This is a genomic window from Glycomyces artemisiae, from assembly GCF_003002955.1.
In the GTDB taxonomy this organism is placed as follows: Bacteria; Actinomycetota; Actinomycetes; order Mycobacteriales; family Micromonosporaceae; genus Glycomyces; species Glycomyces artemisiae.
This window is the reverse complement of the sequence record NZ_PVTJ01000009.1, coordinates 87,186-110,002: the sequence shown is the minus strand read 5'-3', so window position 1 is coordinate 110,002 and position 22,817 is coordinate 87,186. Positions and strand designations below refer to the sequence as shown.

32 protein-coding genes are annotated in these 22,817 nt (G+C 70.9%); all 32 read left to right on the top strand.

The window, feature by feature from the left end; all coding sequences use genetic code 11:
• The first annotated feature begins 40 nt into the window (after positions 1 to 40).
• Positions 41 to 379 (top strand): hypothetical protein, encoded by a 339-nt coding sequence (locus B0I28_RS21475; RefSeq protein WP_106365909.1) that lies wholly within the window; start codon positions 41 to 43, stop codon positions 377 to 379.
• Positions 379 to 1,296 carry a helix-turn-helix domain-containing protein gene (locus B0I28_RS21470; protein ID WP_106365908.1) on the top strand — a complete coding sequence of 306 codons (918 nt, stop codon included), beginning with the start codon at positions 379 to 381 and terminating at the stop codon, positions 1,294 to 1,296. The genes B0I28_RS21475 and B0I28_RS21470 overlap by 1 nt, the downstream gene beginning before the upstream one ends.
• Positions 1,293 to 2,039 (top strand): hypothetical protein, encoded by a 747-nt coding sequence (locus B0I28_RS21465; RefSeq protein ID WP_106365907.1) that lies wholly within the window; start codon positions 1,293 to 1,295, stop codon positions 2,037 to 2,039. Before B0I28_RS21470 ends, B0I28_RS21465 begins: the two co-directional genes overlap by 4 nt.
• Positions 2,036 to 3,406: a DEAD/DEAH box helicase gene (locus tag B0I28_RS21460; RefSeq protein ID WP_106365906.1), complete on the top strand. Its 1,371-nt coding sequence runs from the start codon at positions 2,036 to 2,038 to the stop codon at positions 3,404 to 3,406. The genes B0I28_RS21465 and B0I28_RS21460 overlap by 4 nt, the downstream gene beginning before the upstream one ends.
• Positions 3,394 to 4,374, top strand: coding sequence for a DNA-methyltransferase (locus B0I28_RS21455; protein ID WP_106365905.1), 981 nt, complete (start codon positions 3,394 to 3,396; stop codon positions 4,372 to 4,374). The genes B0I28_RS21460 and B0I28_RS21455 overlap by 13 nt, the downstream gene beginning before the upstream one ends.
• Positions 4,364 to 4,579 (top strand): hypothetical protein, encoded by a 216-nt coding sequence (locus B0I28_RS21450; RefSeq protein ID WP_106365904.1) that lies wholly within the window; start codon positions 4,364 to 4,366, stop codon positions 4,577 to 4,579. Before B0I28_RS21455 ends, B0I28_RS21450 begins: the two co-directional genes overlap by 11 nt.
• Positions 4,576 to 6,342 (top strand): DNA cytosine methyltransferase, encoded by a 1,767-nt coding sequence (locus B0I28_RS21445; RefSeq protein WP_106365903.1) that lies wholly within the window; start codon positions 4,576 to 4,578, stop codon positions 6,340 to 6,342. Before B0I28_RS21450 ends, B0I28_RS21445 begins: the two co-directional genes overlap by 4 nt.
• Positions 6,339 to 6,749 carry a DUF4326 domain-containing protein gene (locus B0I28_RS21440; RefSeq protein ID WP_106365902.1) on the top strand — a complete coding sequence of 137 codons (411 nt, stop codon included), beginning with the start codon at positions 6,339 to 6,341 and terminating at the stop codon, positions 6,747 to 6,749. Before B0I28_RS21445 ends, B0I28_RS21440 begins: the two co-directional genes overlap by 4 nt.
• Positions 6,742 to 7,212, top strand: coding sequence for a hypothetical protein (locus B0I28_RS21435; RefSeq protein ID WP_106365901.1), 471 nt, complete (start codon positions 6,742 to 6,744; stop codon positions 7,210 to 7,212). Before B0I28_RS21440 ends, B0I28_RS21435 begins: the two co-directional genes overlap by 8 nt.
• Positions 7,202 to 8,272 carry a hypothetical protein gene (locus B0I28_RS21430; protein WP_146148191.1) on the top strand — a complete coding sequence of 357 codons (1,071 nt, stop codon included), beginning with the start codon at positions 7,202 to 7,204 and terminating at the stop codon, positions 8,270 to 8,272. The genes B0I28_RS21435 and B0I28_RS21430 overlap by 11 nt, the downstream gene beginning before the upstream one ends.
• A complete protein-coding gene (dnaB, locus tag B0I28_RS21425; RefSeq protein WP_106365899.1) occupies positions 8,269 to 9,636 on the top strand; it encodes a replicative DNA helicase in 1,368 nt (455 codons plus the stop codon). Before B0I28_RS21430 ends, dnaB begins: the two co-directional genes overlap by 4 nt.
• 3 nt (positions 9,637 to 9,639) lie before the next feature.
• Positions 9,640 to 9,786: a hypothetical protein gene (locus tag B0I28_RS27415; protein ID WP_181245894.1), complete on the top strand. Its 147-nt coding sequence runs from the start codon at positions 9,640 to 9,642 to the stop codon at positions 9,784 to 9,786.
• Positions 9,783 to 10,046, top strand: a complete 264-nt coding sequence (locus B0I28_RS21420; RefSeq protein WP_106365898.1) for a hypothetical protein — start codon at positions 9,783 to 9,785, stop codon at positions 10,044 to 10,046. Before B0I28_RS27415 ends, B0I28_RS21420 begins: the two co-directional genes overlap by 4 nt.
• A complete protein-coding gene (locus B0I28_RS21415) occupies positions 10,043 to 10,324 on the top strand; it encodes a hypothetical protein (RefSeq protein WP_106365897.1) in 282 nt (93 codons plus the stop codon). The genes B0I28_RS21420 and B0I28_RS21415 overlap by 4 nt, the downstream gene beginning before the upstream one ends.
• A complete protein-coding gene (locus tag B0I28_RS27410; protein WP_181245893.1) occupies positions 10,321 to 10,473 on the top strand; it encodes a hypothetical protein in 153 nt (50 codons plus the stop codon). Before B0I28_RS21415 ends, B0I28_RS27410 begins: the two co-directional genes overlap by 4 nt.
• Entirely contained in the window at positions 10,466 to 10,894 is a 429-nt protein-coding gene (locus tag B0I28_RS21410) for a DUF6011 domain-containing protein (RefSeq protein WP_106365896.1), read from the top strand. The genes B0I28_RS27410 and B0I28_RS21410 overlap by 8 nt, the downstream gene beginning before the upstream one ends.
• A gap of 53 nt (positions 10,895 to 10,947) precedes the next feature.
• Positions 10,948 to 11,898, top strand: a complete 951-nt coding sequence (locus B0I28_RS21405; protein ID WP_106365895.1) for a hypothetical protein — start codon at positions 10,948 to 10,950, stop codon at positions 11,896 to 11,898.
• Entirely contained in the window at positions 11,891 to 12,550 is a 660-nt protein-coding gene (locus B0I28_RS21400) for a hypothetical protein (protein ID WP_106365894.1), read from the top strand. The genes B0I28_RS21405 and B0I28_RS21400 overlap by 8 nt, the downstream gene beginning before the upstream one ends.
• The gene (locus B0I28_RS21395) at positions 12,543 to 12,926 is read left to right on the top strand and encodes a hypothetical protein (RefSeq protein ID WP_106365893.1); all 384 of its coding nucleotides are present in this window, start codon (positions 12,543 to 12,545) and stop codon (positions 12,924 to 12,926) included. Before B0I28_RS21400 ends, B0I28_RS21395 begins: the two co-directional genes overlap by 8 nt.
• On the top strand, positions 12,916 to 13,587 hold the full coding sequence (locus tag B0I28_RS21390; RefSeq protein ID WP_106365892.1) for a hypothetical protein: 672 nt from the start codon (positions 12,916 to 12,918) through the stop codon (positions 13,585 to 13,587). Before B0I28_RS21395 ends, B0I28_RS21390 begins: the two co-directional genes overlap by 11 nt.
• A gap of 312 nt (positions 13,588 to 13,899) precedes the next feature.
• Entirely contained in the window at positions 13,900 to 15,069 is a 1,170-nt protein-coding gene (locus B0I28_RS21380) for an RtcB family protein (protein ID WP_106365890.1), read from the top strand.
• Between the two features lie 59 nt (positions 15,070 to 15,128).
• The gene (locus B0I28_RS21375) at positions 15,129 to 16,142 is read left to right on the top strand and encodes a hypothetical protein (RefSeq protein WP_146148190.1); all 1,014 of its coding nucleotides are present in this window, start codon (positions 15,129 to 15,131) and stop codon (positions 16,140 to 16,142) included.
• Positions 16,139 to 16,522, top strand: coding sequence for a hypothetical protein (locus B0I28_RS21370; protein ID WP_106365888.1), 384 nt, complete (start codon positions 16,139 to 16,141; stop codon positions 16,520 to 16,522). Before B0I28_RS21375 ends, B0I28_RS21370 begins: the two co-directional genes overlap by 4 nt.
• Complete coding sequence (locus B0I28_RS21365) at positions 16,522 to 16,950, top strand: hypothetical protein (RefSeq protein ID WP_106365887.1); 429 nt, start codon at positions 16,522 to 16,524, stop codon at positions 16,948 to 16,950. The genes B0I28_RS21370 and B0I28_RS21365 overlap by 1 nt, the downstream gene beginning before the upstream one ends.
• Positions 16,947 to 17,978, top strand: a complete 1,032-nt coding sequence (locus tag B0I28_RS21360; RefSeq protein ID WP_146148189.1) for a hypothetical protein — start codon at positions 16,947 to 16,949, stop codon at positions 17,976 to 17,978. Before B0I28_RS21365 ends, B0I28_RS21360 begins: the two co-directional genes overlap by 4 nt.
• Positions 17,975 to 18,379, top strand: coding sequence for a hypothetical protein (locus B0I28_RS21355; protein WP_106365885.1), 405 nt, complete (start codon positions 17,975 to 17,977; stop codon positions 18,377 to 18,379). The genes B0I28_RS21360 and B0I28_RS21355 overlap by 4 nt, the downstream gene beginning before the upstream one ends.
• Positions 18,376 to 19,200 carry a hypothetical protein gene (locus B0I28_RS21350; protein ID WP_106365884.1) on the top strand — a complete coding sequence of 275 codons (825 nt, stop codon included), beginning with the start codon at positions 18,376 to 18,378 and terminating at the stop codon, positions 19,198 to 19,200. Before B0I28_RS21355 ends, B0I28_RS21350 begins: the two co-directional genes overlap by 4 nt.
• A gap of 67 nt (positions 19,201 to 19,267) precedes the next feature.
• On the top strand, positions 19,268 to 20,230 hold the full coding sequence (locus B0I28_RS21345) for a hypothetical protein (protein ID WP_106365883.1): 963 nt from the start codon (positions 19,268 to 19,270) through the stop codon (positions 20,228 to 20,230).
• Positions 20,231 to 20,301: 71 nt separating this feature from the next.
• Positions 20,302 to 20,547 carry a hypothetical protein gene (locus B0I28_RS21340; protein WP_106365882.1) on the top strand — a complete coding sequence of 82 codons (246 nt, stop codon included), beginning with the start codon at positions 20,302 to 20,304 and terminating at the stop codon, positions 20,545 to 20,547.
• Positions 20,544 to 20,930 (top strand): DUF6221 family protein, encoded by a 387-nt coding sequence (locus B0I28_RS27405; RefSeq protein WP_106365881.1) that lies wholly within the window; start codon positions 20,544 to 20,546, stop codon positions 20,928 to 20,930. Before B0I28_RS21340 ends, B0I28_RS27405 begins: the two co-directional genes overlap by 4 nt.
• A gap of 117 nt (positions 20,931 to 21,047) precedes the next feature.
• The gene (locus B0I28_RS21330; RefSeq protein ID WP_146148187.1) at positions 21,048 to 21,326 is read left to right on the top strand and encodes a helix-turn-helix domain-containing protein; all 279 of its coding nucleotides are present in this window, start codon (positions 21,048 to 21,050) and stop codon (positions 21,324 to 21,326) included.
• Positions 21,327 to 21,491: 165 nt separating this feature from the next.
• Complete coding sequence (locus tag B0I28_RS21325; RefSeq protein ID WP_106366026.1) at positions 21,492 to 22,211, top strand: DNA-methyltransferase; 720 nt, start codon at positions 21,492 to 21,494, stop codon at positions 22,209 to 22,211.
• Positions 22,212 to 22,817 lie beyond the last annotated feature (606 nt).

Below are 22,817 nucleotides of genomic sequence, written 5' to 3'. Positions count from 1 at the left end.
TGGCGCTGCGCCCCCGCCGCCTCCACGAAGGAGCACTGACATGACCGACCTGAAGGCCAAGCCCTACAGCGACACCCGCGATGCCGTCGAGCTCGTCGTCGGCTTCGAGTGCGCGCTCAACCGCGGCACCGACGAGATCCGCCAGGCCCTCCTCCTCGACTACCTCGACGCGCTCGCCGACCTCGACGAAGCCGACGCCGACGCCGACCGCGAGTCCGCCTCGGCGCGTGCCGAGCAGGCGAAAACCTCGTTCGCGAGCTATCTCGCTCGCACCGGGGAGTACCGGACCGATGACGACGCCGCGCTGGCCGCCGAGCACCGCCAGGCGTACGGCATGCCCAAGCCCGGCAAGGACTACTCGAAGGTGGTGCCGTTCTGATGGCCGCCACCACGAAGACGCACGGACCGGACCGCTGCCACCTCCGCTACTGCACCGCCGCCCCCTGTGTGGCGGACGGCCGCTCGTACAAGGCGGCGCACCAGCGTTACCGGACGCGCATGCTCGCGTACGGGCGCTGGGACCCGTTCGTCGACGCGCAGCCGGTTCGCGATCACGTCGCAATGCTGCGGGCCGCGGGCATCGGAATCGACCAGATCCCGCGCCTGACCGGCATGCCGCGGCGGACACTGATCGCGCTCGTCCGCGGCGTGGGCGGCCGTCCGCCGTCGCGGTTGGTGCGGTCCCGCACCGCCGAGAAGGTCCTCGCCGTCACGCCGGGGATCGAGCGGTGCGCTCCAGGCGCCCGCGTGGACCCGACCGGGACACGTCGACGTCTGCGCGCGCTCCAGGCCGTCGGCTGGTCGCAGCAGCAGCTCGCCGACCGGATGGGCACCTCGAAGACGGTGGTGGGTCGGATGATTCGCGGGGAGAACGGCGCCGTCCTCGCCGCCTCGGTCCTGAAGGTCCGGGCCCTCTACGAGGAACTGTGGGACCAGGCCCCGCCCGGTGAGACGAGCGCGCAGCGGCAGGCCGTCACCCGCGCCCGCCGGGATGCCGCGGCACTCGGGTACGTGCCGCCGCTGGCGTGGGACGAGGAGACCATCGACGACCCCGCGGCCGAGCCGTCCACCGGTTCGGACGCACCAGCCACCGCCGACGTCGACGAAGTCGTTGTCGAGCGCGCGCTCGCCGGGCACCCGGTCGAACTCACCGTCGACGAGGTCCTCGAAGTCGTGCGCATCGGCACCGCCTCCGGCCTGTCCGCCGCCCAGATCGCGAAAATCGCCCACATCAGCTCCCGCTCGGTCGTGCGGATCCGCAACGAGCAGCGCCTCACTGAGGCGGTGACATCGTGAAGGACACGAAGCGCGCGAACGCGATCCTCGACGGCGCCGCAGCCGGGCCCGGAGAGCTGCCGAACATGACCGTCCGCACCCCGCTCGGGTCGGCCGACCTCGTGCCGTTCCTGCGCCGCGACGCCCGGCTCCCCGACGTCGAACTCCGCGACTGGGAGCGGGAGCCCGCCGCGCTGGCGCTGTCGGCGCGCCGCGGCTGGGGAATCGAGCGCGTCGCCCACGCAACCGGCATGGACCGAGACCGGCTGCGCGAGCTCCTCGCCGAGCACGCCCCGCACCTCCTGCCCGCCCCCAAGCCCGAGGAGGCGCCGCGCGGGCGCCCCTCGACCCGCCTGTACGGGATCGCGACCGACCCCGACCTGATCCGCAAGAAGGCACCCAAGATGAGCATCCCCTGGGACGTGAAAGAGCGGATCGACGCGCTCGACTCCGCGAAGGACCGCGCCGAGGGCCGCGTCGCCGCGGTGCTCGCGCTCCACACGCCGGAACGCCGCTACACCGACTCGTCCGGCGAGGTCTCTTACGACACCGCCGAGGACGCCGCCGCGGCGTTCGACATCCCGCTGTCCGCCGTCCACTACTTCCTGGTGTGCGCGCACTGCGGCGCCATCGAGATGGGTGACGGCGGCGGCCGCGACTACCGCGAGTCCCTGTGGCCGTGCGCGACCGCCCGCGGCTGCGGCGTCACCGCCGCGATCGGCAAGAAGTCCACCCTGACGACCGTGACGGAGGTGGCGGCGTGAGCGTCTTGGAGTACACGGCGTTCCTGGAGCGCCGGTCGCAGTTGGACGGTGACCACGGGTTCGAGCCGGTGTGGATGCCGGAGTTCCTGTTCGGGTTCCAGGCCGACCTGGTCGCGTGGGCGCTGCGAAAGGGCCGCGGTGCGGTCTTCGCCGACTGCGGGCTGGGGAAGACGCCGATGGCGCTGGTGTGGGCTGAGAATGTCCACCAGCACACCGGCCGACCGGTGCTGGTGGCGACGCCGCTGGCGGTGGCCGCGCAGTTCGAGACCGAGGCCCGCAAGTTCGGCGTCGACGCGGCCGTCTCCCGCGACGGCGCGGTGGCCGCGGCGGTGACGGTCACGAACTACGACCGGCTGCACCTGTTCGACGCCGCCGACTACGCCGGCGTCGTGTGCGACGAGTCCTCGGCGATCAAGGCCTTCGATGGCAAGCGCCGGAAGCTCGTGACCGAGTTCCTGCGGCGCATGCCCTACCGGCTCCTCGCGACTGCGACCGCGGCGCCGAACGACTACATCGAGCTGGGCACCTCCTCGGAGGCCCTGGGCTACCTGGGCCACATGGACATGCTCGGCAGGTTCTTCACGAACACGGCGAAGTCCTCGTTCGTGAAGGTCGCCCGCGAGGAAGCGAAGTGGCGGTTCAAGGGCCACGCCGAGGGCCAGTTCTGGCGTTGGGTGTCCTCGTGGGCGCGCGCGCTCCGCCGCCCCTCGGACTTCGGGTACGACGACACCGGGTTCGACCTGCCGCCGCTGCTGCACCGCGAGCACGTCGTCGCCGCTGCGCGCCCTGCCGACGGCCAGCTGTTCACCACGCCCGCCGTCGGGCTCCACGAGGAGCGCGAGGAGGCCCGCCGCACGATCGCCGAACGGTGCGAGAAGGCCGCCGGACTCCTCGCCGATGCCGACCATGCGATCGCCTGGTGCCAGCTCAACGACGAAGGCAACCGGCTCACCGGCCTCATCGACGGCGCCGTCCAGGTAACCGGATCCGACCCGGTCGACGTCAAGGAGGAGACGCTCCTGGCGTTCGCCCGCGGCGAGATACGCGTCCTGGTCACCAAGCCGACCATCGCCGGGTGGGGCCTGAACTGGCAGCACGCCCACCGGATGACGTTCTTCCCCTCGCACTCCTACGAGCAGTACTACCAGGCCGTGCGCCGGTGCTGGCGATTCGGCCAGCAGCACCCGGTCACGGTCGACATCATCACCACCGACGGCGGCGCCCGCGCGCTGGCCGGACTCGAACGCAAGGCCGCCCAGGCCGACCGCATGTTCGACGCGCTCGTCGCGCACATGCGCGCCGCCGTCGACGTCGACCGCTCCCTCACCTATGCGACCCCTGTGGAGGTGCCCCCGTGGCTGTCCTAGACCAGACCCTCACCGACCAGTACGCGATCTACAACGGCGACTGCATGGACGTCATGGCCGCGCTCCCCGACGCCTCGATCCACCTGTCGGTGTACTCACCGCCGTTCGCGGGTCTGTTCGTCTACTCCTCCTCGGAGCGGGACCTCTCGAACTGCCGCTCGTACGACGAGTTCATGGAGCACTACGGCTTCGTCGTCGGCGAGATCGCCCGGCTCACCATGCCCGGCCGCGTGAGCGCCGTGCACTGCATGGACGTCCCGCACTCCAACACCGGGCGCGGGGACAACCTCCGCGACTTCCCCGGCGACATCATCCGCCTGCACGAGCGCCACGGCTTCGGCTACGCGGCCCGCTACCACATCTGGAAAGAGCCGCTGACGGTCCGCAACCGGACCATGGCGAAGTCCCTCGCGCACAAGACCATCGTCGACGACTCCGCCCGCTGCGGCGTCGCCTCCGCCGACTACCTCCTGATCTTCCGCAAGGCCGGGGACAACCCGGTCCCGATCGCCCACCCGGTGGGCCTGACCGAGTACGCCGGGGCCCGCCAGGTCCCCGGCGACCTCCACCGCTACCGCGGCTGGACCGGCAAGCAGACCGAGAACCGGTACTCGCACTGGATCTGGCGCCAGTACGCCTCCGCGTTCTGGGACGACGTCCGCCTCGACCGGGTCCTGCCCTACCGCGAGGCCCGCGACGCCGAGGACGAGAAGCACCTCCACCCGCTCCAGCTCGATGTCATCGACCGGGCCCTCGCGCTCTGGTCGAACCCCGGCGAGCGCGTCCTCACCCCGTTCATGGGCGTCGGCTCCGAGGTGTACGGCGCGGTCCGCGCCGGTCGCTTCGGCATCGGCGCCGAGCTCAAGCCGTCCTACTACCGCCAAGCCGTCAAGAACCTCGCGGCCGCGGCCGACGAGGCCGCTGAGCCGCCCCTGCTCGATGCGCTGGAGGTCTCCAATGCCAGCTGACCTGACTCCGGTCGAGAAGGCCGTCTACGACGCGATGATCGCCGAGGCGACGCCGCGGGTCCGCGACGGGCTTTACGGCCTCGAAGGCGAGGAGATCGCGCGCGCCGTGGTCGCCGCCGCCCGCGGCCCGATCCTCGCCGAGGCCGCCGACAACCTCGCCGCGTTCGTTGCCGAGCGCGCCGCCGGGAAGGAGTCGGCCCGATGACCCTCACCGTCATGGACTGGTTCTGCGGGGCGGGCGGGTCCTCGCAGGGCATCGACGCCGTCCCCGGTGTCCAGGTCGCGCGCGCCGCGAACCACTGGGCGAGGGCGATCGAGACGCATGCGGCGAACTTCCCGGCCGCCGACCACTACCAGGGCGACATCCGGCTCGCCCCGGTCGAGGACTGGCCGACGTGCGACATCTTCTGGGCGTCCCCGGAGTGCCCGAAGTGGTCCGCCGCGCGCGGCGTGCGCCGCGACTTCGACTGGAAGGCCGTCGCGCTCCCGGGCATGAAGCCCGAGCGCGACGAGGAGGCCGAGCGGTCCCGCGCGCTCATGGACGAGGTCCCGCTCTACCTCGCCGGCGTCCAGCGCCGCGGCAAGCTCGTGCTCGCCGGAGTCGTGGAGAACGTCGTGGAAGTCCGGGCCTGGGCCGACTGGGACCGGTGGCTCGGCGACCTCCACAAGCTCGGCTACCGGACCCGCGTTATCGCGTTCAACTCGATGCACGCGGCCGGGACGCGCTCCCGCCGCGCCCCGCAGTCCCGCGACCGCCTCTACGTCGCCTACTGGCACCAGAGCCTGGGCCGCACCCCCGACTGGGACAAGTGGCTGCGCCCGGCGGCGTGGTGCCCTTCGTGCGAGCGGACGGTCGAGGCCGTGCAGGCGTTCAAGAAGCCCGGCGCCGACATGGGCCGCTACCGCGCCCAGTACGTGTGGCGGTGCCCGTGGGCGTCGTGCCGCGGCGCCGCCGTCGAGCCCGGGACGCTCCCGGCCGCGGCCGCGATCGACTGGACGATCCCCGGGCAGCGGATCGGGGACCGCGCGAAGCCGCTCGCGGCGAAGACCCTCGCCCGCATCGAGGCCGGGCTCCAGAAGTTCGCGCGGCCCATCACCTTGGAGGCCGCGGGGAACACGTTCGAGCGGCGCCCCGGCGTGCGCACCTGGCCCGCCGACGCGCCGCTGACCACCCTCACGACCACCGCCACGAAGGCCCTCGCCGTGCCGCCGATCGTCGTCCCCGCCGGGGGCACCTGGCGCGACGAGGCCACGACCACCGAGGAGCCCCTGCCGACCCGCACCGCCAGCGAGACCGACGGCCTCGCCGTGCCGCCGCTGCTGGTGCCCGTCGAGGGCCGCGACGGCAAGGAGGCCGGGACCGCGCACGCGCCGCTGCGCACCCAGACCGCGCGCAACGAGACCGGCCTGGCGTGGCTGCCGTGGATGGTCGAGCTGCGCGGCGGCTCCTCCGACTCGCGCTCCATCCTCGACCCGGCCGCCGCGGTCACCGCCTCGGGCAACCACCTCGGCGTCGCCGCCGCGGACTGGCCCGCCATGGTGATGCGGAACTTCACCGCGCGCGGCGACGCCGGGCAGATGAGCACCTCCCCGGCCGAGCCGCTCCGCACGCTGACCGCCGAGGGCAAGCAGTCGCTCATCACCTGGGAGCACCTCCTGGTGCCCTACTACGGCAACGGGAACGCCCGCAGCGTCGCCGAGCCGGTCGGGACGCTCTCGACCCGCGACCGCTACGCGCTCGTCACCGGCGACATCGACATCAACGACGTCCTCTTCCGGATGCTGGAGCCGCACGAGATCGGCGCGGCCATGGCCTTCGGCGCCGAGTACGTGGTCCTCGGCTCCAAGCGCGAGCGGGTCCGCCAGTACGGCAACGCCGTCACCCCGCCCGTCGCGGAGCTGATCGTCTCCGCGCTCGTTGAGGCGATCCACGGCACCGACCTGGAAAGGATGGTGCTCGCCGCATGAACACCAACAACAGCCCGCGGCGGATCCGCCGCCAGCGCGAGCAGGACTGGCGGATGCCTGTGGATGCGGAGGGCCGGACACCTGTGTATGTGGGTCGTCCTGGTGCGTTCGGGAACCGGCACCGGGTCGTGGGGAACCGCGGCGCTTGGCGGGTCGAGTCTCCGGGTGGGGTCCTGAGTGCGCCGATGGCGACCGAGTTCGACGCTGCCGCGCTGGCGGTGGCGATGTTCCGGGCCGATCTGGAGCAGGACGCGGTCCTGCGCGCGAAGATCCGTGCGGAGCTGCCGGGCCGGGACGTCATGTGCTGGTGCAAGGAGCATACCAGGAGCGGGAAGCGCTTCCCCTGCCATGGGGACGTCATCCTCGAATTCGCCGCGCAGGCGATCGAGGAGGTGCCTCGTGGCTGAACTCCGTGTCATCGCCACCGGCGGCCGCGACCTCGCCGACCGGGTCGCCGTCGCCGCCGCGCTGGAGGCGTTCGAGCTCATCTACGTCCACGGGTTCGCCCCGGGCGAGATCACCCTCGTCCACGGCGACTGCAAGGCGTACAGGGTGGACGGCATTGTCGACCCCGACCGGTCCGCCGACCAGCTCGCTGACCAAGAAGCCCGCCTCCGCGGGTGGCGGACTGAGCCGCACCCCGTGCGGGAGGTCCACCGCCGCCGCTGGGGCCCCAAGAACGCGTACCTGAAGCGCAACCAGGCGATGGTCGACATGGGCGCGCTCTACGTGCTCGCGTTCGACGGCGGCACGGGCACCGCGCACTGCGTCCAGTGCGCGCTCACCGCGCAGATCCCCGTCCTCTACGCGCACGAGCTCCTCGCGCTGGCGGGCCCGGTGCCGGTTGGGGGTGGCCGCGTTGGCACGTAGTGAAGCGCGGATCAAGGTCCGTATCTGGGAGGACGACGACTTCCTGGCGCTCGACGGCCCCGAGAAGCTCGTCTACCTGTTCCTGATCTCGCAGCCCGACATCGCGCACACCGGCGTCCTGCCGCTGCGGGTCAAGCGGTGGGCGAACAAGTTGAAGTTCACCACCGGCCAGCTGGAGAAGGTGCTCGCGCACCTGGAGGACGCCCGGTTCGTCGTCGCCGACTACGACGAGGAGGAGCTGTTCGTCCGCTCGTTCATCCGCAACGACGAGGTGTACAAGCAGCCGAAGGTGCTGCTCGCCGCGGTGCGGCAGATCGCAGAGATCTCGTCGAAGCTGATCCGCGGTGTCCTGTCGTTCGAGATCCAACGGCTGCTGGAGGAGGGCCTCCCCGGCGAGAACACCCGCCCGACCCTGCTGAAGATGGTGGGCATCCTGGGCCGCGCGCTTGCATTCGGGGTAAAACCGCAGGTGAATACCCTATCCGATACCCATCCGGGTACCCATGGCGGTACCCCTTCGGAGGGGTATGCGGAAGACGTTCCGGAAGGGTATGCGGTACCCAACGCGATGCCCACGGGGGTGGGGGTAGGGGTAGGGGATGGGTTTGAGGTTGTAGTTACTTCCTCTTCCTCGCCTTCCGGCGAGGCCGAAAACGAGGCTTCGCACAACAGCGACGAGCAGGCGCCGCAGCGCCCCGCAGCGGACGCTGCGAAGCGCGGGACTCGCGTCCCTGACGGGTTCACCTTCACCACCGAGATGCAGGCGTGGGCGAAGGAGAAGACCCCGCTGGTCGCCGATGACCTCAGCCTGCACACCGAGATGTTCGTCGACTACTGGCTCGGGCGCAGCGACAAGCTCGCCGTGAAGCGCGACTGGATCGCCGCGTGGCGCAACTGGCTGCGCAAGGCCAACAAGGACGCCGCCGAGCGCGCGGCCCGCCGCGGCGAGCAGCCAGGGCGCCAGCTCGCCCCCGCGACTGCCCGCTGCCCCAAGCACAAGCGGCAGCCAGCGCCGCCGCTGTGCCAGACCTGCGATGCAGAGAAGCGAGGTGCGGCATGACCGACCTGGAAGCACGCCCGGATGCTGTCGACGGCGACCCGTTCGAGCGCCGTACCGCCCCGCACGACCTCATGGCCGAGCAGTCGGTCCTCGGCGGGATGCTCATGAGCCGCGACGCGATCGGCGACGTCGTCGACGTCATCACCGCCGCCGACTTCTACCAGCCGCGGCACGGGCTGATCTTCGACGCGATCGTCGACATGGACGCCAATCGGATCCCGGTCGACGCCGTGTCCGTGGTGGCGCGGCTGATGGACGACGGCGACCTCGTGAAGGTCGGCGGCGGCCCGTACGTGCACGACCTGCTGCACGCGGTGCCGACCGCAGCGAACGCCGCCTGGTACGCCCGGATCGTCGCCGAGCGCGCGCAGCTCCGGCGCCTGATCGAGGCCGGGACGCAGATCGTCCAGTACGGGTTCGGCGGCGGCCAGGGCGGCCGCGACGTCGCGGACCTGGTCGACCTCGCGCAGAAGACCCTCCACGAGGCCACCGTGGACGTGCGGGCCCGCTCCACCGCGGTCTCCTGGGACGACCTGACGGCGCGGCTGCTGGAGACCATCGAGAACGGCACCGTGTACGGCGGGATCTCCACCGGACTCCAGGAAGGCGACGAGCTCACCTCCGGCGGGTTCAAACCCGGAGAGCTCATCCTCGTCGCGGGCCGGCCCGGGATCGGCAAGTCGGTGTACTGCATCGACATCGTCCGACGCGCCGCGTTCAAGGACCGCAAAGCGGTCGCCGTGTTCTCCCTGGAGATGAGCGTCGAGGAGCTCGGGCTGCGCATCGCCGCTGCCGAGACCCGCCTCGACATGGACACGCTCAAGTCCGGGGAGATGACCCCCGCAGAGATGACCCGGCTCATGGAGGGCTTCGACCGGCTCCACAAGGCCCGCCTCTACCTGGACGACAACGCGGTCTCCACGGTCGCCACGATCCGCGCCCGCGCCCGCCGCATCCAGCAGGAACACGGCCTCGACCTCGTCGTCATCGACTACCTCCAGCTCATGAAGTCCGGCCGCAAGACCCAGAACCGCACCGAGGAAGTCGGCGACATCTCCCGCGACCTCAAGCTCCTCGCGAAAGAGATCGGCGTGCCCGTAGTCGTCGCCGCCCAGCTCAACCGCGGCCCCGAACAGCGCGCCGACAAGCGCCCCTACCCGTCCGACCTCCGCGAGAGCGGATCCCTGGAGCAGGACGCCGACGTCATCATCCTCCTCCACCGCGAGGGCCACTACGACAAGGAATCCCCCAAAGGCGCCGAGGCCGAATTCAACTTCGCGAAGAACCGCCACGGCGCCACCGACACCGTCACCGCCATCGCGCAACTCCACCTGTCCCGCTTCGTCGACTACCACCCGGACTAGCCGATGCAACCCGAACCCATCCGCGGCACCCTCCACACCGCGCTGGCGGCCCTGTGGGAGGCGACTCTCCAACGCCGGGCCTCCCGCGGCGAGGCACCGCCTCCCGAGCACCTCAACCCGTCCCGTCCCACCTCTAAGGAGCAGCAATGACCGCCGGACCAACCCGCTACCGCTTCAACACCGAGAACATCCTGGAGCTGCTGCTCGACCGCAGCGGCGACTGGGACCGCGACCTCGACGCCTGGGTAAACGTCAAGCTCGATCGCGTCGACGGCCCGGTCCCGAACGCCGCCACGGTCACGCTCAATCCGACCCTCGGCGAGGACGAGGATTCGGATCCCGACGCGGACCTGCGCGAACGGTTCCGGGTGACTGTCGAGCGGATCGACTCCGAGGTTGGTGCCCGATGAGTACCGACTTCCACATGCTCGCCGAAGCGCTCGACGAGAACCTTGCCGCGCAGGACCAGATCCGCAACCTGACCGCGCAGCTCGCCAAGGTCCACGACTTCATCCACGCCCGCCGCGAGTTCGTCGGGGTGCTGCGCCAGTACTCCACCGAGGACATGGCCGACTACCACCGCTGGACCGGGCACGCCGAGGCGCGCCGGGAGCTGGCCGAAACCCTCGGACTGGAGATCGACCAGCAGACCGGCGGCCTGGCGGAGCGGGAAGGAGAACCCCGATGAGCAAGCCCAAGAAGCGATCTACCTCCCAGGGCGAGAGGAAGCGCGCCCGCGCGCTTGCGGCCGAGGAGCACCTGCCTTACGCCGAGGCCCTGCGGAGGGTCCGACTCGCGGCCGCCCCCGAGCCCGCTGAGGAGGCCGATCGTGGCTGAGCGCCTGGCCGACGGCTACTACGCCGTCCCCGATCCCGACAACGCCGCCACCATGACGTGCTGGCGGGTCAAGGACGACGGCATGCACCCGCACCCGGCGAAAGCCTGGTACGGGCCGGACCGGCCGCTGCGCAAGGACGCGCCCGGGAAGCCCGGGACTGACGAGTACATCGCGTGGATGCGCGACTACTTCGACACGTGGACCGCCTGGGCCCGCCGCGTGAAGGACGCGATCGCCGCCGACCCGGTCGCCGCGCAGCGCCACTTCGCCGCGAAGACCGCGCACTGCTGCGTGTGTGGGCGGGCCCTCACCGACGGGGCCTCCAAGATCCTCGGCATCGGCCCCGACTGCCGCGAGAAGGTCCCAAACCACGTCCTCATGGCCCACCTCGCCGCCACCCGCGGCGAACCCAGCGACTAACCGTCCCGGCGGCCCCGCCAGCGCGGGGCCGCCACCAACCCGAGAGGGACACCATGAACCTCGACCCGAAGTCCACCACCGTCTCCGTCGACCGCTTCACCGACGGCACCTACGGCGTCGGCATCCACTACGGCCACGACATCTCCATCGGCCTCGACACGTTCGCCGCCGCCACCTACACGAAAGCCGTCCACAAGGTCGCCGCGCTCGCCGAGTACGCCGCGGCGGTCATCGACCAGTTCACGACCCTCGGCATCCCCGACGGGAACGCGCTGCCGACCGTCGGCGAGCTCATGGACGCCGACTGGGACGGGATCGCCGCGTACGTGGGCTTGAAGGTGGTGCCGCTCGTCGCCGCCAGCGACCGCACCCCGCAGGTCCGCTTCGACGTCAACCACCGCCCCTTCACCCAGGTCACCGCCGCTGACGCCCGCGACCACGCGGCCGCCGTGCACCGCGCCGCCGCGACCGCCCGCCTCGACGAGCGGTACTACAAGTTCCTGCGCGGCCCCCTCAACCTCCCCGATGACAAGGCCCGCGGCCTCATCGGCGAGCTCGCCGACCACCGCATCGACGGAGGCGACCGCGTCATCCGCGCTGCGCGAGACGCGAAGGCGACCCTCGCCTCCGGCGGGGTGCTCACGGAGATCGCGGCCGAGCAGGACGCGCAGCACAAGAAGTTCGGCGAGCAGAACCACCCCGACCTCGACCCGCACGACTTCCCGAGCGTGGCGCGCAACGAATACGCCTTCCGCGCTGACCGGTGGAAGCAGATCAACACCCGCCGGGCCAAGGACGGCTGCGAGGTCAAGAACCGCGACCCCGAAGTGGCGTCGTGCACTGCCTGGGACGGGATTCTCCTCGAAGAGGTCTACGAAGCACTCGCCGAGAAGGACCCGGAGGCGCAACGCGCGGAGCTGGTCCAGGTGGCTGCGGTGGCGGCGACGTGGGTCGAAGCGATCGACCGCCGCTCCGGCGCGGGCAACGGAGGCGACCGTGGCTGAGCAGACCGACCCGATGACCGACGAAGCACTGGCGGAGGCCCAGGCATTCGTTGACGGCAACCATCTGACCGGACTTGACGGCGCGGCCGTGGTCGATCTGGTCCGCCGCCTGCTTGCCGAGGTGAAGCGGCGCCGCTCCAACGCTGTGGGCCTCATCGATGCCAGCGGCGGGGCGTGGGCCGAAGCCGCCCGCGTGACACGCGGTCTCCGCGCCGAGCTGGAACAGTCCCAGTCGGCATGCGCCGCACTAGCCGCGAAGATCGAGGCCGCCCGGACGGACCGCTCCGCGTGGACGCTCCGGGACCTGCTGCGGCTCGCGCACCGCCGCGGCCTGCACCTGTCCCGGTACCGCTCGGACGGCGACGCGACCCGCACCATCCACCAGGTGTGGGAACCCAACGAGAACCCCGACCCCGCCAAGCCGTGGGCTCAGGGGCGCCGCTGGGTCGAGGTCCGGCACTGGCCGACGCGCGCGAACGGCGGCACCGGCCCGTCGTGGCAGATCCGCATCAACGGCACCGAGCAGCCGACCGAGACCGTGCACCGCATGGCGCACGCCGAGCTCTGGGACCCGACCATTGCCGAGATCGTCGGCGCTCTCGACTGGCTCGGGCTCCTCGACGACGCCGACGGAGGCAAGCCCGATGCCTAGCTACGTGCTCAAAGCCAGCCCGGACGAGTCCGAGGACCTGTACGGGATCTACTCGACGATCGTCGACGCGTTCACGTTCGTCGGCACCCGCGAGGAGATCCACACCGAGTTCACCGGGCGTGGTAGGCACCCGATGGAGGTCAACGCCCTCATCGCGCACGCTGACGCGCTCGGCTCCTCGTGCGGCATCGCCGACGACCAGTTCCAAGTCTGGTACGGGTGGGCTGAGAAGACCGTCACGATCGGCGAGGGCCCCGGCTGCGGGGAGCTGCCGCGTAAGAACCTCAGCGCTTACCTCCGGGCGATCGAAGCCCACAACCTCGACGCCGCCGCGGCGCTCGTCATCTCCGATCAGGAGGAGCCCGATGAGCGCTGAGCAGCCCCACAGCCGCTTCGTCTTCGACCTCCCCGCCCGCGCCGCCCTCACCGCGCTGGCGGCCGGGGAGACCTGCCGCTTCGACTCTGGGATCGTGGCGGAGCGCCTGGCCGACGGCGGCTTCACGCTCTCCTACGAGCGGGCCGGCGCTCTCGCCCCGGTTGCGCATCTGAACGCCGACCTCACCATGAAGATCGACGGGATCATCGACAGGATCGGAGAACGCAAGCCGCTCGCGACCGGGTCGCTTCCCGACGCAGTCCTCGCCTCGTACCTCGAACTGGCCGAGGAGCACTGGCGGATCGGTGAACTCGCGTCGATCCTCGACATAGAGGAGGAGGCCGCGCTCCTCTCCGAGGTGGTCCGTGCCCGCAGGCTCCTCGCCGTCGTGTATGCGGCCATCAAGCGCTGGAACCTCACCGACGAAAAGATCGCCGAGATCAACCTCGACAGCAACCTCTACGAGCGGGCACGCAAGCAGACGATCTACGAGAGCTACCGCGCCTGCGCGAGAACCCTCCTCGCCGACCTCGCCGCCGCCGGGGACCTGTGCCCCAAGTGCCGCAAGCCCCTCCACGACGGCCGCGGCGGCGGAATCCGGCTCGCCGCGGTCGAGCGGCCCTGTGCCGACTGCCCGCCGCCCGCGCAGGAAGGAGCCTGACGATGGCCGAACCGACCAGCGGCCGGTGTGCGCTGTGCGAGCACCCCGAGGAGGGCCACGGCGTCCGCTACGCCGCGGGCGTCGGGGATCACGAGTTCGTGCACGACGCGTGGACGGGCCGCGCCCCGAGGCCCGCCGTCGAATCCGACCGGCCCTCGCGGGCGCCTGAGATCTACCGGGCCCCAGACGGCGGGCTCGCCATGTGGCCTGACCCGTCCCGCCCGGCGCCGTCTGGCGGCGGGGACCGACTCCCTCCCCGGCGCACCGCATCACCCGAACCTCAGCAATCGATCACGTCCCGGAAGGACTCCCATGCCTGAGCGCATCAACCCGAAGCTCCTGTCGTACGCCTCGATCATCGACGAGCAGACCCTCGCGCAGGCGAAGACGACGTCGTCGATGCCGTTCGTGCCGCGCATGGTCCTCATGCCCGACGCCCACCTCGGCAAGGGCGCCACGGTCGGTTCCGTGATCCCAACCGAGCGGGCGATCATGCCCGCCGCGGTCGGCGTGGACATCGGCTGCGGCATGAACGCCCTGCGCACGCAGTACACGCTCGACGACCTCGCGGGCCGCGACCTCGCGGCGCTGCGCATCGCTCTGGAGGCGGCGACGCCCCTGTCGGCCGGGCAGTACAACGAGACGCTCACCGCCTCCGCGGAGCAGGCGTGCGCGCGGCTCGAAGCGCTCGCCCGTGCCAAGGGCTTCGACCCCGGCGAGTACGCCGAGAACTGGCGACTCCAGTTGGGCACCTTGGGATCGGGCAACCACTTCCAGGAGGTCACAGTGGACGAAACGGGCCGGGTCTGGCTGTTCCTCCACTCCGGGAGCCGCGGCGTCGGGAACCGGATCGCGCAGCGGCACATCAAGATCGCGCGGAAGCTCTGCGAACGGCGCTGGATCTCCCTCCCGGACCCCGACCTCGCGTACCTCGTCGAGGGCGACCCGGAGTTCTCCGACTACATCAACCAGATGATGTGGGCGCAAGACTTCGCCCGGGAGAACAGGGCCGAGATGATGCGCCGCATGCGCGCCTGCTTCGAGTCCTGGGTCGACGGGCACGTGGTCGCCTCGTCCTTGATCTCCTGCCACCACAACTACACCGCGCGCGAACGCGTCGACGGGAAGGACGTGTGGCTGTCGCGCAAGGGCGCCATCGACGCGCACACAGGCGTCCCCGGGCTCATCCCCGGCTCCATGGGCACCGCCTCCTACGTCGTGTCCGGGAAGGGCAACCGGGCCGCGATGTGCACGGCCCCTCACGGCGCGGGCCGCGAGTACGGGCGCCGCGCCGCGGAGCGGGCCTTCACCGTCGAGCAGCTCCAGGAGTCCATGGAGGGCATCGAATGGTCGGGCTCGGCGGCGCTCCTGGACGAGATCCCCGCCGCCTACAAGGACATCGACCAGGTCATGGCCGACGCCGCCGATCTCGTCGAGGTCCGACACACCCTCCGCCAGATCGTCAACGTCAAGGGCGAATAGCCCGCCCCGACCCGGCCCCGCACACCGGGGCCGGGCCCCGACCAGGAAGGACAACGACCATGCGAGTGCTCAACATCGACTACAAGGAGCGGCGCCGCAGGGACGGCCGCCCCGAGGGGCTGCTCAACCGCGGCATCACCGTCTTCGACGTCCCCCGCCCCGTCCTCCGCTGCCGCCTGCGCGGCCACAAGCCCGTCATCGACGGCACCGGGACCGTCGGCCAGCCCGGGCACCTCTCCCGCTGGGTCGTCTGCGACCGGTGCGACACCCGCCCCGAACCCCAGGGCCGCCTCCACGCCACCGGATGGGACATCGGCGAGCCCTACCCGAAACCCGGCGACATCCGCGAAGCCGCCCCCGGCGAAACCAACCCCGGGCCCTGGCCCGAGCCCGTCTTCGAGTTCCACACACAGGTCCTCATCGGCGGCGCCGGCCGCGGCTTCAGCGCCGAGTTCAAGGTCGGCAACCGCGGCTCCGAGAACGCGCTCGGCGGTCACCTCTCCCTGTGGCGACTCTTCGGGATCTACTGGTCCACCGGCGAGTTCGGCCGCGGCATCCAGCGCCGCCTCAACCCGACCGGCTACGAGTCGAAGGTCATCGAGGTGTCCGCGTACTACAGCCGCATCTACTGGAAGCTGTGGGCCGACCGGGACGACAACCGCCTCACCTCCAGGTGGCGGGCTGGGTCGGTGCGCTGGCGGCCCCTGGACCTCCTCCTCGGCGAGAAGCACTACCCGTCCGAGGACATCGGCGACCCTGTCGCGAGCGTGCTCGTCATGCCGGAAGGCGACCGCCACCGGATCGCGCTCCAGCTCGTGCGCGTCGACGTCAAGCGCCGCAAGCGCACCCGCGCCAAGTTCCACGCCTGGCGCGTCGAGTGGAAGACCGAGACCGGCATCCCCACCATGCCCGGCGGCCGCGGCACGGTCCTCACCGCCAGCATCCGCATCGACCACGCGAACCCCGCGAGCTCGGCGTGGGCGCTCGACGCCCTCGACGCGATCCGCACCGACCTCGCCGAGGCCCGCGCCGCCCGCGGCTACACCAGCACCCCGGAGGACACGACCCGATGAACCGCCACTTCACCGACGACGACGGCTACCCCACGAAGACCTACCTCGCCGCGATCGCAACCGCGGTCACCGAAGCCGGGCTCGACTTCGACTGGGGCCACTCCGACGTTGACGAGGACCTGTGGTTCTCGATCCGCCTCGACGACGGCCGCCTCATGCTCACCTGGAGCGCCGAGGCCGACGGCCAGAACGCGGACCCGAAGGCGCCCGGCGCCGTCGACCGGTGGGCCACCACCTGGTTCGACAACGACGACACCGCCGAAGGATTCCACCTCGGCACCACCCGCGCCTACACCACCGGCACCCTCATCCCCGAACCAGCCGCCGTCGCCGACCTCGCCCAGCAGGTCCTCCGCGACAAGATCGCCGAGGCCGCCTGATGGACACCACCGATCCCCAGCCCGACCCCACCACCCGCATCCTGTGGGTCCCCTCCCTCGCCGACCCCACCAACCCGACCCCCGCCGAACTCGCCGCAGGCAGCGAACTCCACCTCCTCCCACCCGACCAGCGCGACACCATCACCGGCCGCATGGTCGAAGTCGACCTCGCGACCTTCCTCGGCACCACCCGCCGCCCCCGCCGCCTCCCGCGCTGGCTGCGCGACCTGGTGTGGGTGCTGCCGACTGCGGGGATGGGCGAGGAGTTCCGGGGGTGGCGGCACCCGCTGTGGCGCGGCTCGGACGACTGGCCCGGTGACGACGAGGACCGGTACTGGCGCCGCACGATCGTCGTCCGGATCCCCGGCCGCCGGTACATGGTCGTCACGGTCCCGATCCGCCGCCGGTACCGCCGGGAGGGTTCATGAGCGACCGCATGGACGAGGTCTTGGCGGCGATCGACGCCGAGACCGGGAAGTGCATCTGCGGGAACCCGCTCCCCGCGGACGGGCCGTCGCTGGACTACTGCTCGGACCTGTGCCAGTACCGGTTCACCGCGGAGTCCGTCGGCGCCGAGCTCGACCGCGACGCCTTCGACGAGGACGACGTGTACCAAGCGCCGGTCACCGACGGGCGCGCCATCAACCAGGAAGTCAACAGGCACTTCCAGGTCGCAGACACCGACCTGCGGTCGCCCCATGCGGCGATGCGGCACGTCATCGTCTCCCGGCCCTCGCCCGTCGCGGTCCCGATGCGGAACGGCGCCAGGGCCGCCGACGCTGCATGGTTCGCCATGATGGCCGCGTCCGGGTCTGTGGTCGCCGGCCCCGTCGCTGGCCTCCGCACTCCTGTCGACAACGACTCCGTGCCTGCGCGCATCTCTCCCGGACGGTTCTGGCTTGCGCAGCGCCGCACCGGCAGGACCATCCCAGCCGCCTGGGTCGACATCACTGCCCTGGTCGAGTCGCTGACCGTCACGCAGACCATCCCAGAACTGGTGGAAGCGGACCGGGCGTCCTTCGTGAGCGAAGCCGAGCGCCGTGCCGTACGGTTCAACACCGCGTGGAACGAGCTGTTCCGCGAGATCGCGGCCACCGCCGAACAGATGCGCGACCTCAGCACGGCAGCAGCCACTGCGGCCCGCACCATCGGCCGCGCCTACACCACCGCGGCAGCGGCACAAGACGTCCGGCACGCCAAGACCGTGCTCCGCTCGCTCGACGTGTTCGTCCACTGCGACTGCGGCATCCACGTCGCCACCCTCCCGCGCGACGCGACCGACGACGAAGCGACCGCCGCATGGGAGGCGCACCTCCTCGGCGCGACCGGCCTGGCCCCCGCCGAGTACTTCCGGCAGCGCGCGCTCGCACATCAGCAGAACCGCGGCACCGGCCCGGCCCCCAAGCGGCGCCGGCCTCCGCGGGACACCGGATCGAACAGGAGGGGACACCGATGACGCTTCCGAGACCACCGCGGCAGCGGCGACAGTGCGAGCACGAGGACCTGACCGAAGTCGAGGTCACGTCGTTCAGCAGCCCCAACCGCATGTTCGACCGGACGTGCCCTGCCTGCGGGATGCGCGCCCTCGTGTACGAGTGCCGCGAGTGCGGGGCCCGGAGCACACTGCCGACCGCCTGCCACCCGAACGGCCCCACTGCCACCCGTGACACCACCGACACCGTCGAGTACGCCCGCGGGCACTGCCCGATCTGCTCGAAGGAAGGCAAGGTCGTCAACCGGAGCCTCCACGGCCTCGCCGCGCACCTCGCCAAGAAGCACACCGTCGCCGAACTCGTCCACGCCATCGCCAGCACGGCCATCGACGCCGCGCTCAACACCCAAGGAGCACAGCAGTGACCATCACGACCGGGCGCATGGACGTGCGCCGCACCCAGACCGACACCGGCACCACCTACGAGCCCCCGCTCGACCCGGACTGGGACGAACTCGACCGCCTGCGCTGGCACGCCGGCGTCGTCCACGGCGACACCGGCATCGGCCTCACCGTCGCGCCCGCGAAGTTCAGCGTCAACGGCGTCATCCAGGAGGGCCACTTCAACCTCTGGGTTGGCGACACCGTGGTGTGCCCCGGCAAGTACAGCGACACCCTCTCCTACCTCAACGGCATCGCCCTCGGCGCTCGGGGAGCCCCGTCGAAGGACCTGTGCTGCACTCACGGAGAGCGCATCGATCGGCTCCTCGACCTCCTCGAAGACCTCCACGGCCTCCGCCTGAAGAACGCGGGCATCTCCGCCGGGCAGGTCAGCCACCTCGTCGGGCAGTGGCAGCAAGGGATCATGACCCGCGAGGAGGCCATCGAGCGCCTCTCCCGCGAGACCGGCATCCCCGCTGGGAATTGGTCGACCGACCTCAACCTTCCCGACGGCGCCGCCGACTCCCTCAAAGAGGGATTCCAGACGCGGACTCCCGCCCTCCCCACCCTGGAAGCGAAGCAGGCCGCCGAAGAACGCCTCCGCGCCGACGGCGTCCTCCACACTGGCGGGCGCGTCGAGGGCAAGCCGCGGATGGTCGCCGACCCGTCCTCGCCCGACTGCCTGATCCCGCTCGGTTCGATCCGCGCCGTCGAAGCGGCCCGGAACCTCCAGGACGGCATCCAGGCGCTCCCGAAGGTGGACGACCTCACGCCCCCCGACGAGGCCCCGCCCGCACAGGACTAGACCCCTCCGAAACCCCCTGCCCCCACACACCACCCCCTCCCATGTCCCGACCACGAGGAGGACCACCATGACCACCCAGACCTGCGTCCTGTGCCGGACCACGAACAGCGACGGCACCGAGCGCGAACCGAACCTAGCCGCGCAGGGCCGCCAGGTGTGCACCGGGCACTACGCGCGCGCCGAGCGGCGCCTCGACATCATCGTCCCCCAGTGGGGCATGCTGTCGGCCGCGCTCGGATCCGGGAACGGGCACGCCCGCGTGTCCGGGACCGCCGAACCCACCCTCGGCGTCAGCGTCCCCGTGCTCGACCTCATCGGCCCCGCGAACACCGGCACCGTTTCCGACCCCTACGGCGACCAGACCGGCCACGCCTCCATCGCGTCCATCCTCCGCATGTGGGTGATCGACTGGGCCGACGCCCGCGGCCGCGGCGAGCGCGGCCCCGATGCGCTCACCGTCGACGCGCTCGTGACGTGGCTGCGCGACCGGCTTCCATGGGCCGTCGAAGAGATCAGATACGACCGCGACGGCCAGCGCGTCGGCGGCGGCCACCCGGCGCTGCTGGAGTTCGCCGACGACCTTGCCCGCATCGTGGGGGCGCTGCGGACCGCGAACGGCGACGTGCCCGACGCCGACGATCACCGCCACGGCATCGAGTGCCCCCGCTGCGACCTCCAGACGCTGTACGACACCGTCGACCTCGCCGAGGACTTCATCGAGTGTCTCGAATCCCGGGGCGGGTGCGGGAAGCTCCTCAAGCCCAGCGAGTACCACCGCTGGGTGCTGATGAAGGAGTTCTTCCTGCGCGCCTCCATCCCGTGCCCCCAGTGCGGGCTCGCGGCCCTCGCCGGGGCCCGCCGCCTCGACCGCGTCGAATGCCTCGAAGCGAAGGGCGGGTGCGGCGCGACTATCCCGTGGCAGGCCTACGACAAGTGGGTCAAGGCCGTCGCCGCCATCGAACGCGCCGGGATCCCCATCTGGGGGCACCACCACCCCCTCCCCGGCCCCGCCCTCCAGAACGCCGCATGACCACCACGAGACACGTACTTCGGCCACCGGGACTACCAAGCCGCGTGGACCGTGGTGGAGGTAGAACTGCCGTGACCGACGTCCTGACCTCTGAGCAGCGCGCACGACTCGAACTTGCCCGCGAGCTCGCCGCCTCTTCCTACACGCGCCTCAACGACGCCATCACGGCCGTCAACCAGCTGTGCGACAACAAGATGGAGCCGCGGCAACCCGACGACCTCGTGCACGCCGCGCGCTGGCTCCGCGGTCGCAACGGACGCCTCACCATCAGCGCCCGCATCCGCACCACTCTCAAGATCTGGAGGGCCCTGCGATGACGAACCCCATCGGGTTCCTCGAAGCCCGCCTCACGGAGGACGAGGCCATCGCGACCGAGGCGTCGCCAGGGCCGTGGCACCTCAACGCCGAACACGACGAAGTGATCGCCGTCGACGACATCGAGGTGTGTACCGCCTTCGCGCTCAGCAGCAACCAGCAGCGCAACACGGCACGGCACATCGCCCGTCATGACCCGTCCCGTGTCCTCCGCGAGATCCAAGCGAAACGCGCGCTCTTGGCTATCTACAAGCACGCCATCGAGACGTGGGACATCGTCGGTGACGGCTTCCGCGTGGTCGAACGCGCCGTAGTGGCGCTGGCGGCCGTGTACTCGGACCACCCCGATTACGACCCCACTTGGGCGACGGCCGAAACAATCTGACCGCAGAGTGGACGATTCTCGTGCAACACCTTACATTGAGAATTGACTTACATGCGCACACAGACCAGGAGCCCCGACAGCACCGCTGCGGGGCTCCGCCCATGCACGGGGGTGACCATGGCGAACTACACGGCCGCCCAAGCAGCCGAACGCTTCCGCGTCCACAGGACCACGGTCCTCTCCTGGCGGAACAGGGGCTGGTGCGACCCGGACACCGGCAAGCACCGCACGCTCTCGCCAGCGCTCGACCCCGTCACGGGCACACCCTTGAAGGACCCGAAGACCGGCGCGCTCCTCTTCCCCGAGTCCGAGCTCGTGCTCGCAGAGCAGCAGACACGCGCACAACACCGCCGGTCCCACCGGCGGTCTAGGGCACTGGTCAGCGCTCGAATCTAACTGCAACAGCACCACATCTTCCGGCCTTGAGGGCCGGTGTCTCCCCCGACGTAGACGCTCGACCGCCAGGCCAACGCCACGCCGCATGGATCTCTCGGGGGAGGGTCACCCGGTGTGCGCCTGGCGGTCGAGCCCGCCTCCCCCGCTCACAACCGGGGGAACCGCATGTCCGCCTGCACCATCCACCAGGGCGACGCCCTGACCGTCCTCAAGTCGATCCCGACCGGCACCGTCGACGCCGTCATCTGCGACCCGCCCTACAACTCCTCCGCCGGCGGCGGCTTCAAAGCCCCCGCCCGCGACAAGTACGTGTCCGGCGACGCCCAGCACGGCCTCGCGGACTTCGCGGGCGACCAGCGCGACCAGCGCGGCTTCACCGCCTGGCTCGCCATGGTCTACGCCGACTGCCTCCGCGCCGCCCGTCCCGGCGCGAGCCTCCTCGCGTTCACCGACTGGCGACAGCTCCCCGTCTCCAGCGACGCCATCCAGGCCGGCGGCTGGATCTGGCGCGGCATCATCCCCTGGAACAAGCCCGTCAACCGGCCCAAACGAGACGGCTTCCGCGCCTCCTGCGAGTACATCCTGTGGGCCACCCACGGTGAGCCCTACCGGCACTCGCCCTCGATCTACCTGCCCGGCCTCCTCACCGGCTCACAGCCACACGGCAACAAGCGGCGGCACATCACCGAGAAACCCGTCAACATCATGGCCGAGCTCGTGAAGATCGCCCCCGAAGGCGGCATGATCCTCGACCCGTTCTGCGGCTCCGGCTCCACCGGGGAAGCCGCGCTCGCGGCCGGGCGGCGTTTCACCGGGATCGAGATCTCCCGGCATTACGCCGGCGTCGCCGCCGAGCGGCTCGGCACCCAGACCCACCAACCCTGATCGCTCGGGAGGCGGACCCGATCCCCCGACGCCTCCCGAGCCCGAACATCCTGCTCCCTGTAAGTGGAGCAACCCCGGTGCATTAGGCGGAGACCTTCTACGGGTCCTGGCCCTCAAGGAGTCGACATGCGCAGCATCGGGATACCGCTCAAGCTCCGCGTCGGCGAGTTCATCGCGAGCGCAAAGCGTGCAGCGGTCGCTCTGCGCGGGAACAGAACGGCGTCCCCGACGGCGCGGGAGGCCTGTCCGTTCTGCTCACGCCCCGACCAGTGGTCCGCTTGCCCGATCCACGACAACGGCGCCTGATCCGATGCCCCGCGCAAAGCACCCGTGCTCGGTACTCGGATGCGGCGAGGTAGTCGATGCGGGCCAGTCCCGATGCCCCGCCCACCGTGCCGAGGCCGACCACCGCAGGGGTACAGCTAGGGAGCGGGGCTACGACCGGGCGCACGAGCAGGGGTTCAGGCAAGGGGTCCTCGCGAAGGATCCGTTCTGCACCTGCACACCAGACCATCCAGCCCACGCGGGCAGCCCGTGCGGACAGCAGTCCACCGTTGCCGACCACTGGCCCCGGGACCGGAGGGTACTGGTGTCCAAGGGCCTGGA